The organism is Ilumatobacter sp., from assembly GCF_041688325.1.
Lineage (GTDB): Bacteria > Actinomycetota > Acidimicrobiia > Acidimicrobiales > Ilumatobacteraceae > Ilumatobacter_A.
Genome location: NZ_JBDNIJ010000397.1, coordinates 1 through 10,074 on the forward strand (window position 1 = coordinate 1; position 10,074 = coordinate 10,074).

General features: G+C 62.6%; 9 protein-coding genes and 2 pseudogenes. 6 read left to right on the top strand and 5 right to left on the bottom strand.

What is annotated here, in order from left to right:
• The first annotated feature begins 259 nt into the window (after positions 1-259).
• Together ACH2EI_RS19890 and ACH2EI_RS19895 are read left to right on the top strand one after the other, a co-directional pair.
• The gene (locus ACH2EI_RS19890) at positions 260-1,330 is read left to right on the top strand and encodes an alpha/beta hydrolase fold domain-containing protein (RefSeq protein WP_395161291.1); all 1,071 of its coding nucleotides are present in this window, start codon (positions 260-262) and stop codon (positions 1,328-1,330) included.
• Between the two features lie 99 nt (positions 1,331-1,429).
• Positions 1,430-2,683 carry a cytochrome P450 gene (locus ACH2EI_RS19895; protein ID WP_395154062.1) on the top strand — a complete coding sequence of 418 codons (1,254 nt, stop codon included), beginning with the start codon at positions 1,430-1,432 and terminating at the stop codon, positions 2,681-2,683.
• A gap of 7 nt (positions 2,684-2,690) precedes the next feature.
• Here ACH2EI_RS19895 and ACH2EI_RS19900 read toward each other — a convergent pair whose 3' ends face one another.
• The 3 genes and pseudogenes from ACH2EI_RS19900 to ACH2EI_RS19910 all read right to left on the bottom strand — a co-directional run bounded on the left by ACH2EI_RS19900 (position 2,691) and on the right by ACH2EI_RS19910 (position 4,638).
• Entirely contained in the window at positions 2,691-3,020 is a 330-nt protein-coding gene (locus tag ACH2EI_RS19900) for a GNAT family N-acetyltransferase (protein WP_395154063.1), read from the bottom strand.
• A gap of 217 nt (positions 3,021-3,237) precedes the next feature.
• A pseudogene (msrB, locus tag ACH2EI_RS19905) lies at positions 3,238-3,615 on the bottom strand (peptide-methionine (R)-S-oxide reductase MsrB); the annotation flags it as partial.
• 111 nt (positions 3,616-3,726) lie between these two features.
• Positions 3,727-4,638, bottom strand: a complete 912-nt coding sequence (locus ACH2EI_RS19910) for an LLM class flavin-dependent oxidoreductase (protein ID WP_395154064.1) — start codon at positions 4,636-4,638, stop codon at positions 3,727-3,729.
• A 120-nt stretch (positions 4,639-4,758) separates the two neighbouring features.
• Between ACH2EI_RS19910 and ACH2EI_RS19915 the strand changes: the two genes are divergently transcribed.
• On the top strand, positions 4,759-5,433 hold the full coding sequence (locus ACH2EI_RS19915) for a hypothetical protein (RefSeq protein WP_395161293.1): 675 nt from the start codon (positions 4,759-4,761) through the stop codon (positions 5,431-5,433).
• A gap of 14 nt (positions 5,434-5,447) precedes the next feature.
• Here the strand turns inward: ACH2EI_RS19915 and ACH2EI_RS19920 are convergent, their stop codons facing one another.
• Entirely contained in the window at positions 5,448-7,229 is a 1,782-nt protein-coding gene (locus tag ACH2EI_RS19920; RefSeq protein ID WP_395154066.1) for a flavin-containing monooxygenase, read from the bottom strand.
• Between the two features lie 70 nt (positions 7,230-7,299).
• Here ACH2EI_RS19920 and ACH2EI_RS19925 point away from each other — a divergent pair, with 70 nt between their 5' ends.
• The 3 genes from ACH2EI_RS19925 to ACH2EI_RS19935 are packed head-to-tail and all read left to right on the top strand — an operon-like array spanning position 7,300 to position 9,802.
• Positions 7,300-8,160: an SDR family NAD(P)-dependent oxidoreductase gene (locus tag ACH2EI_RS19925; protein WP_395154067.1), complete on the top strand. Its 861-nt coding sequence runs from the start codon at positions 7,300-7,302 to the stop codon at positions 8,158-8,160.
• Positions 8,160-9,326 carry a CaiB/BaiF CoA transferase family protein gene (locus ACH2EI_RS19930; protein ID WP_395154068.1) on the top strand — a complete coding sequence of 389 codons (1,167 nt, stop codon included), beginning with the start codon at positions 8,160-8,162 and terminating at the stop codon, positions 9,324-9,326. Before ACH2EI_RS19925 ends, ACH2EI_RS19930 begins: the two co-directional genes overlap by 1 nt.
• Positions 9,323-9,802: a nuclear transport factor 2 family protein gene (locus ACH2EI_RS19935; RefSeq protein WP_395154069.1), complete on the top strand. Its 480-nt coding sequence runs from the start codon at positions 9,323-9,325 to the stop codon at positions 9,800-9,802. Before ACH2EI_RS19930 ends, ACH2EI_RS19935 begins: the two co-directional genes overlap by 4 nt.
• Positions 9,803-9,870: 68 nt before the next feature.
• On the opposite strand, the pseudogene ACH2EI_RS19940 reads toward ACH2EI_RS19935, so the two are convergent.
• A pseudogene (locus ACH2EI_RS19940) lies at positions 9,871-10,074 on the bottom strand (PEP-CTERM sorting domain-containing protein); the annotation flags it as partial.

Below are 10,074 nucleotides of genomic sequence, written 5' to 3' on the forward strand. Positions count from 1 at the left end.
AGTTGCCGCGATCAACGGGGTCGAAACGGTTGACGTATCGCTGGTCTTTGACCCGCCGTGGGACGCCTCGCGCCTTTCGACTGTCGCCCGCCTCGAACTTGGGATGATGTAGCTCAGGTCGACCTGACACTGCCGCTCGGAACTCGCGGCCTCCCGATTGTCGGTTGTCTCTCACGGCTGACAGATCCACGACGTCACACGGGTCGTTGTAGGCGATGGCTTGGCGCGAAACTGGCCTCTCGACAATCGAGAGGCATGCATGTCCATTTCACCGATCCTTCCCGGCCGACTCGGCAATCCGAGCCTCGACATCAAAGACGATCCACGCGCTGATCCGCGGATGATCGCCGCGATGGCAATGCTCGCCATGGACGTCGCTCCGCCGCCCTCGCCCGTCACAGCTGCCAACTCGATCGAGGAGTTGCTCGCCTACTGCATGGAGGCCGAGGCCGGCTTCAACGCACTCGGAGACTTCGTTGTTGCCAACACTCCGCTGACCTCCGAGGTCAGCTCGCGCACCGAGGTCATCACGGGTGTCGACGGCAACGACATCAACCTGTACATCCACCGGCCCGACGGAGTCGACGGGCCGATGCCGTGCATCGTCCACACGCACGGCGGCGGCATGGCGATCCTGAAAGCCTCCAACCCCAACTACGGCCGGTGGCGCGACGACCTCGCCGCGACTGGCATGGTCGTTGTCGGCGTCGAATTCCGCAACGCCGCTGGCGAGCTCGGGCCGCACCCGTTTCCCGCCGGTCTGAACGACTGCGCCAGCGCCGCACAGTGGGTCATTGCCAACAGTGCCGAGCTCGGCGTTTCGAAGGTCGTCATGTCAGGCGAGTCGGGTGGCGGCAACCTGTCGATCGCCACTGCTCTGAAGGCGAAGCAGGATGGCTGGATCGGTGACATCGCCGGCGTGTACGCACAGTGTCCGTACATCTCGAACGCCTACGCCGCACCGATTCCTGAACTGGCATCGCTCTTCGAGAACGACAACTACTTCCTGAACGTCGAGAACATGGGGGCACTCGCGAAGACGTACGACCCCGATGGCGCTCATGCAACCAACGCCCTTGCCTGGCCGATGCATGCCGAGAGTTCAGATCTCGAAGGGCTGCCGCCGCACGTCATCTCTGTTAACCAGCTTGACCCGCTGCGTGACGAGGGGCTTGTCTACTTCCGCAAGCTGCTCGATGCCGGGGTGAGTGCTGTGAGCCGCACAGTCAACGGCACGTGCCATGCCGGTGATTGCTTGTTCCTCGATGCGATGCCCGACGTGTGGCACGCCACGATTCGCGACATCAAGGGCTTTGCCGACTCACTCTGAGGACGACACACCAAGCTCAGCCAGATCGCCACCGTGTGCAGCTGTGACGTGTCACCGCCGCCCCTCGCGGTGCGCAGATCGCGTCCTATGATTTGTCGGATGACTTCGCGCCTGATCGAACCGTCCTTCTGGACGCAGCCACTCGACGACCGGATGCAGGAAATGATCGCGATCCGCGAGTCAGGGCCGTTCAGCAAGGTTGAGTTCGTGAACGAGATGACCGGGATGGAAGAGGAGTTCTTCGCGGTGACCCGGTTCGACGAGATCGTCCAGATCAGCAAGAACGCCAAGGACTTCAGCTCGGCACAAGGGGCCATCTCGATCGTCGACTTGCCGCCCGAGGCCCTCGAATTTTTTGGCTCGTTCATCAACATGGACAACCCGCGCCACCAGCGTCAGCGTGCGATTGTTGCCAAGACCTTCACACCAACCGACCTCGCCACTGTGCTCGACTCTGTCGAGAACATCTCGCGAGAGGTCATCGACGGCTTCTGCGAGAAGGGCGAAGTCGACCTCGTCCAGGCGCTCTCGCAGCCGTTCCCGCTCCTCGTGATCTGCGACATGATGGGCATTCCTCGCAGCGAGTTCGACACGGTACTCAACGCGACGAACGTGATCCTCAGCGGCGGCGACCCCGAGTTCATTGGCGACGGCGACCCGATGATGGCCATCTTCGGCGCCGGTATCCAGCTCACCGAACTGATGAACGGATTGGCCGAAGAGCGGCGCAAGAACCCGACCGACGACCTCACCTCGAAGCTCGTTCACAACGACCTCGACGGCGAAATGCTCGCACCCGAAGAGGTTGCCCCATTCTTCATCTTGCTTGCAGTAGCGGGCAACGACACGACACGCACGGCGATCAGCCACGGGATGAACCTCCTGACGCAGCATCCTGAGCAGCGCGCGATCTGGCAGAACGACATCGCCGGAGTCACGCCGACCGCTGTCGAAGAGATCGTTCGTTACTCATCGCCGGTCACGTTCATGCGACGCACTGTCACGAGGGATCTCACGATGTCGGGCCACGACTTCGTCACAGGCGACAAGGTCGTCATGCTCTACGGCGCTGGCAACCGTGATCCGAAGGCGTTCGCCGATCCCGAACGCTTCGACGTGCTGCGCAGCCCGAACCCGCACCTCGGGTTCGGTGGCCCCGGCCCGCACTTCTGCCTTGGCGCCAACCTCGCCAGACGTGAGCTGGCGGTGGTCTTCCGTGACCTGTTCACCCGGCTGCCCGACATCGAAGTCGTTGGCGATGCGGTTCCGCTCAACGTCGCCGGTATCCCGCTGGTCACCGGCATGAAGCACCTCAACGTGCGCTTTACCCCGACGCCACGCTCTGACGCCTGAGCCTGAGTCAGGCGAGCCCGAGTCGGCTTTGCCGGGCGAAAATGATGTCGACGCGACCGTCGCCGTAATCGACGGCCGTTGCGTCCGAGCGTTGGCCGATCGCAGCGACCGGTCGACTCCTTCGGCTCGAGTGGAGAACGATGCGTTCGTGTCCGATCAGTTCGGCTCGACCGATCGTGTGCTGTAACAGCAATGAACCGATGCCGTGTCCGCGCCAGTCGGCAAGGACGGCGATATCGAGTTCTGAGGAGTCGTCAACCCGCGCCATCGCGAGTAGCTGGCCATTGCACATGACGCCAAGGTTCACCGAACCGAGGGTTGTCAAGCGTTCAATCATCGATCGAGCTGGCTTCGGTCCGGCCGCGCGGCCGAAGTACCGCGGTTCCGCTCGTAGCCGGTCGGCGAATTCGGCGAGATGGCCGGTGAGGCTCGGATGGCCCAGTGCGACGACGAAGCATGAGGGGTGGAGCATGATCATCTTGACATGATCGCGCCGCCGCGTGAAGGACGTGTTTCCTGAACGTGACGCCTGCATGGCGGCCGTCGTCGAGTTGCAACGATGCCGAGTTCATGCAGAAGCGGTCTCCACTTGGGCTGGGCCCGTCGGGAAACACGTGGCCGAGGTGGGCATCGCAGCCAGCGCAGCGGACCTCGGTCCGGAGGATGCCGAACTTGCGATCTTTGTGTAGCGACACACTGGTGGTGTCGATCGCATCGGTGAACGACGGCCAACCGGTGCCGGAGTCGAACTTGGTGTCGCTGTCGAACAACGCGGTATCGCAGACGATGCAGCGGTACGTGCCGTCGTCGTTCGTGTCGTGGTATCGACCGCTGTATGGCCGCTCGGTGCCGGCCTTCTGGGTGACCCGGTACTGCTCGGGGGTCAGCCGGGCGCGGAGCACGGCATTGTCACGCTTCCAGGGCAACCTCATGCGAGGTACAACCCTAAACGCCCCCGTTGTCATCCCGATCGTCGTTTTGCGCGAGCTATTCCGGCGTCGGTTCCGGCAATCGCTCACACAAAACGAGGGGACCAGTTCGAATCAGCTGCTGAACGTGTCGAACAGTTCGGCGAAGGCCTTGTTCTGGCCACCGCTGGTCGACGACGGAACGAGGATCGGCGATAGGACACCCGCGTCGAACCAGGCTTCGACGCCGTCGCGCACGCGGCCGGCCGAACCCGAGAGCGTGCAGTCGTCGAGCCATCGATTGCTCATCGCGGCCAGCACGCCGTCTTTGTCGCGAGCCTCGAGCGCAACCGACACGGCTGACATCTCTGCTTCGTATCCGGCATCGATCCAGTAGTTTCGATAGTTCGGCAGGGCCACATATCCCTGCAGTGTTTTGCGGTTGCGGGCCCGTGCAGCTTCGATGTCGTCATCGATCACCGTCGGGATCATGTTGCCGATCCAAAAGCCATCGGCGAGGCGGTCGTCGGGAACGAGGTTGAGCGAGTGCTCCATCCGGCTGCGCGATGCGTTGGCCCACACAGCACCATTGCCGACCTCGACCGAGAGACCAACCATTTTGTCGCGCAGTGTCGCAAGGACGATGTCCGGCAGCGCGCCCAAGCGCTCGGCGGTCTCGCGCATAGTCGAGACGTAGTTCCGCATGTCGCTGAGTGGCTTGCCGGTCTCGACCTGCAGCTGCTTGATCACCGGGCCGTGGGTGACACCGACGCCGAGCCGGAACCGACCGCCTGCAATCTCGTGCAGATAGCTCGCCGTCGTTGCAAGAGCAACCGGGTGCTGCAGATAGATCGGCTGGATTGATGTACCGAACTCGATCGTGTTCGTGGCGTGCGCGATCGACAGGCACAGCCCCATCGCGTCGCCGAAGCTGGGGCCGTAGATCCCGGAGAAACCGCGCTGTTCTATCTCGACCGCCAGCTCGACGGTCTGGGCGCGTCGGCCGGGAACGGCGACGAGGGCAATGGCAGGCATGCGTTCGGTCATGGCGCGAACCTACGCGGATGGGGATGCGGGCGGCGATCCGTTGGGTCAGCGAATCCATTCGGTCGGGTGATCTGGCCGACCATGGAAGACTTACATCGGGGCGAACCTGGAGGAGAGCTGATGGAAGCCAGCGCATTTCTGAACAAGGATCCGGACTGGGAGTACCAGTCCTTCGACGTCACAGCGGTCGCCGCGTGTGTCTTTGCTCCGGCGATCATGTGGATCGCGGAGATGATCGACCGAGCCGAACTATTGGCGCCTCGACAGAGCATCAGCAGCTATCACGATGTGCTGACAGCTGGTGCCTTCTTCATCCCGTTGACGGTTGCGGTGATGCTGTTCGTTGTCAACGGCTGGATCTTCGCGGGCCATCGCATCCACGTTGCGATGGGTGCCTACCTGCTCGGCGTGATCGTGTTTGACCACGTCGGCAGAACGCGGCCTGTTCATTTCTTCTTCGCTGGCGCATTCTTCATCGTCGGCGCTTTTCTCGAAGCTGTGCGTGACGACGATGTGCCGAACTGGTCGCCTCGGAAATGGATTCTGATGACACCGATCCTGCCCGCTTGGATACTCTTCTCGAGGTGGTCGCGGGTCAAACAGCAGGCCTGGCGGGCCGGCGCGATCCTGTTGCCGTTCGTCGCGTTGGCGCTGCTTGCGTGGGTCCTTGGCGGCTGGATCGGTGATCGTTGGCTGTTCTTCGCCGAGTGGATTGCGCTGACCGTGCTCGTTCTCAACTACCTCCGCGATGCTCGAAGCCACGCCCACAAGAACGCCGGGCTCCCCACGGCCTGAACGCTGTTGGTTGTTCAGCCGGTGGTGAACACGAAGTGGGCATCCATCTCGGCTTCGACGTCGGCGATGTGGTCGATGTACGCCGGGAAGCCGCCGTTGTAGTTGCCGTCCTGGCGCCGGTTCTCTTGGCCTTCGAAGTTGTAGTAACCGGGCGTGCATTCTTGGTTGCGCGTGGTCTTGCCGCGATGTGCGATCACCTCTTGCACCCACCATTCTTCTGAGTCGGCGGTGACGTCCATCGTGTCGGCACCAGCAGCCCTGGTGTGCGAGATGCAGTTGGCGATGTGGTCGCCTTGCACCTGCAGCAGGTCGGTCAGGTTGAACTGGAACGACGCCTGGTAGCCGCCCATGATGAACATGTTCGGGAAGCCGGCCGAGTGGATGCCAAGCATCGTGCGAATGCCACTGTCGTATTTGTCGTTGAGGTCGACGTCGCCCTCACCGACGATCCGGTTGTAGATGCCGGTTTGTTGCACTTCGAAGCCGGTCGCATAAATCAGCAGGTCGACCTCGTACTCGACGCCGTCAAAGATCGGGCCGCGCTCGCCGATCTCGGTAATGCCCTCGCCCTGCGTGTCGACGAGATGCACATTCGGCCGGTTGAACGTTGGGAGGTAGTCGTTGTGGAAGCAGGGCCGCTTACACATCAGCATGTACCACGGCTTCAATGCGTCGGCGGTTGCCTGATCATCGACGGTGTCGTCGATACGTGTGTGGATCCGCATCATCTGATCGATGTTGTTGTTCTCTTGCCGGCGGATCTTCTCCTCACGAGTGATGCCGTGGCGAAGCTGCCCATTCCGGTCGGCTTGTTCGCGCAGCTTGGCCACGATCTTGGCGCGGCGTTTGGCCTGCCAGCCGTCGCCCTGTTTGGCAGCCCATTCGTCACTCGTCTCCCAGTCGTCGCGGACGTCGATCGACGAGGGGGTGCGCTGGAACACGTGGACACTTTTCGCGTGCTTACCGAGGTTGGGGATGATCTGGACTGCGCTGGCGCCGGTGCCGATGATGCCGACCCGTACGTCACCGAGCTGCTCGAGATCGTGGCCGGTGAAGTTGTAGTCCCAGCGCGACGTATGGAACGAGTGGCCCTCGAAGCGCTCCATACCATCGATGCGAGCGAGGCGTGGCTTGGCGAGTGTGCCGTTGGCACAGACGACGAACTTGGCGCGCATCGTGTCACCCCGATCGGTCGTGATGTTCCACCGTTGGGCGTCGCCGTCCCACAGCGTTTCGGTGACCGTGGTCTGGAACACGGCGAGGTCGTACAGGTCGTACTTCTTCGCGATTGCCTGGCAATGAGCGAAGATCTCCGGCCCCTGGGCGTAGTGCCGGGTGGGGACATAGTTCATCTCGTCAAGCAGCGGCAGGTAGTCGTACGCAACAACATCGCAGGCAACACCGGGGTAGCGATTCCAGTACCAGGTGCCACCGACGTCGGCGCCACGTTCGACGATGCGGATGCTCTCGACGCCCTTCTCGCGCAGCCGTGCTGACGTGAGGAGCGCAGAGAAGCCGCCGCCGATGAACAGCACGTCGACGTCGTCGCCGTTGGCGGTGTCGTCGATCGGTTCGCGCTCGGCCCAGTTGTCGGCGTATGGGTCGCGAGCAAGGTCGGCCATTGCTCCGTCGAGGTCGCGGTAGTTGTTCGTGCCGGGTGGGCGGTAGCCGAGCCGCACGTCGCGCTGCTCGGCGAACTTTGCTTTGATCTCGTCGTAGTACTCCTGTGGCGGCCGACCAGGACGTTCGGTCGCCTCGAAGTTCATCACGAACTTGTCTTGCTTCTCTTCGGCCATTCCTCAATCATCGCGGGGAACTACCGTTGCGATCGGGTCGGGGACCCACCACACAGAACGGGGAAATGCAATGAGTGACGACTTGGTGTTCGAACCGCACGGCAAGGTCGCGGTGATCACCGGTGCGGCCGGCGGCATCGGGCTGGGCATGGCCCGGGCATTTGCCGCAGCAGGAATGTCGGTGGTGTTGTCAGATATTGATGCCGACCGCATCGAAGCGGCAGCTGCCGGCCTACGAGCAGATGGCCACGACGCGATTGGCGTGCAGGCCGATGTGTCACAGCTCGCCGATGTTCAGGCAATGGCCGACGCTGCAATGGACACCCATAAGCGTGTCGACGTGCTCTGCAACAATGCTGGCGCAGCCGTCTTCGCGAAGCTGTTCAACGTCACGATTGACGACTGGGAGTGGACCTTGGGCGTCGACCTCTGGGGTCCGATCTATGGCACCAAGGTGTTCCAGCCGCTCATTCAGCAGTCTGCGGGTGGCGGGCATATCAACACGACATCATCGGTGTCGGGCCTCATTGCCGGTGCCGCAGCGGGCCCCTACAACGTGGCCAAGAGTGGTGTGATTGCGTTGATGGCCACCCTTGAGCGGGAGTTCCGGATCGCCAAGTCGCCGCACCACGCATCGGTGCTGTGCCCGGGCCCGATCAACACCGAGATCAGTCGCAACAGCGTCCGCAATCGCAAGGCGGCGAAGGGCGAGTTAGCCCCACGTGGCGCAGAGGGCAAGAAGCTCGGCGGCAAGATCGACAGCTTCCTGTCGAACGGCATGGACCCGGATGAGGTCGGCCGCATCGTGCTCGACGGCATCGTGCATGGCAAGTTTTGGATGTTCACCCATCCAAAACTGCTGCAGCTGTATCGGGAGCAGATCGAGATGATGAACCCTGACGGCATGCTCTCAATGGGGCGGCTGACCTGATGCCCCTCACTGGGCCAATCACCAAACCGTTGGAAGGCGTCAAGGTCCTCGATTTGTCGAGAGTGTTTGCTGGCCCGATCGCCGGCCGCACGCTGTCGGATCTCGGTGCCGACGTCGTGAAGGTCGAGCCGCCCGACGGCGACGTCACTCGGCTGTGGGGGCGCAAGGTAGCAGGCCTGTCGACCTACTTCACGCAGCAGAACTGCGGGAAACGGAACGTCTGTATCGACCTGCAGGCCGACGACGGGCCCGAGTTGGTTCGCCGGTTGGCTGCACAGGCTGACGTCGTGATCGAGAACTTCCGGCCCGGCGTGATGGCGAAGTTCGGCCTCGACTGGAGCGCGCTGCAGCGGGTCAACCCACAGTTGATCATGCTGTCGATCAGCGGGTTCGGCCAGGAAGGGCCCGAGTCGCAACGAGCCGCGTATGCCTCGATCATCCACGCCGAGTCCGGCATTTTGCCTGCAGGTGTCGATGGCGAAATGGCGCTCGACCTCGACCTCAGTGCGGCCGATGTCCTCTCCGGGATGCACGGCGTCATCTCGGTGCTCGGCGCGCTGCGAATGCGCGATGCGGGGGGAGTGGGTCAGCACATCGACATGGCCATGATCGATGCGATGACCTTCTCAGCTGACATCATCGTCAATGTGCTCGACGGAGCCAGACGCAGCGAGTCGATCAACGGCGAGGTCTGGCGGACCGTCGATGGTCCGAAGATGTTGACGGGTGGTCTCCGCTGGATCTGGCACCAACTGTCGACCACCGCCGGCCTCGTTGATTCGACGCCGCGGGAGGCCACGATCAGCGAGAAGATCGCGTCACGCCGGAAGGTCATCACCGACTATCTCTGTGCGCTACCCGACCGAGCTGCCGTGATCGACGCGTTCGACACGGCCAACTTGGCGTGGGCCGATGTGCGTGACTGCGGCGAGGTGCTCGAGTCGCCGACGATCAAACACCGCAACACCATCGTCGACGTGGACGACCGCGCAGGCGGCACACGCAAGGTTGTCCGCAACCCGTACCGCTGGTCGGGCACCGACCTGTCTGACATCGGCGTCGCTGCGTTCCGTGGCGAACACAACGCTGAGGTCCTTGACGAGTGGCTCGGTGTCGGCACTGACGGAATCGAAGCGTTGGGCGCCGACGAGTGGGTGATGTCGTGAACGAAGCACTGTTGCAACGGCTTGCTGACGAGTCGGATCTCCGTGACCTCATCCATCGGTACGCGTTCGGGCTCGACACGAAGGACTGGGCACTCTGGCGTTCGGTTTTCGCGGACGAGGTCATCATGGACATGAGCGACTATCAGCCCGAACCGCCGCCTCGCGCGGCCGCCGCCGACCTGATCGTGAAGAACGCCGCCGTGTTGTTTGCGGGCCTCGAACGGTCGCAACACTTCATGGGCTCGCATCGGTACGAGATCGATGGTGACCGGGCGACGATCACCGCGCACATGCGTGCCGAGCATTGGCTGCACACCGGCAAAGGCGGCGACCGTTACACCATGTTCGGCACGTATACAGACGATGCAGTTCGCACACCCGACGGCTGGAAGCTCATCCGCGTCAAGCTGGCGCTACTACGCGAAGAGGGCAACCGTTCCTTGATGCACGAAGCGGTCCGTCTCGGCCGCAAATAGCTACTGCCGGAGTCGTCGGACTCGCCCGGATCTCCAGACGACTGGACTTCATTGATGACTGAGAGTTATCAGCAGGTGCTGCCGACGGTTGCGCCAGCGCCGACCGAAACGTACGAGGTTGTCGAGTAGACGGCGCCGCCACAAATCAAATCGGCGATGCCACGGATCGTGGCGTTGGCGCCGATGCTGACGTAGCTCTTCGCTATCACGGTGCCGACGATGTTTGCTCCAGCGCCTACAGCGACGTAGCCGCCAGCAATGTTCCAGATCAC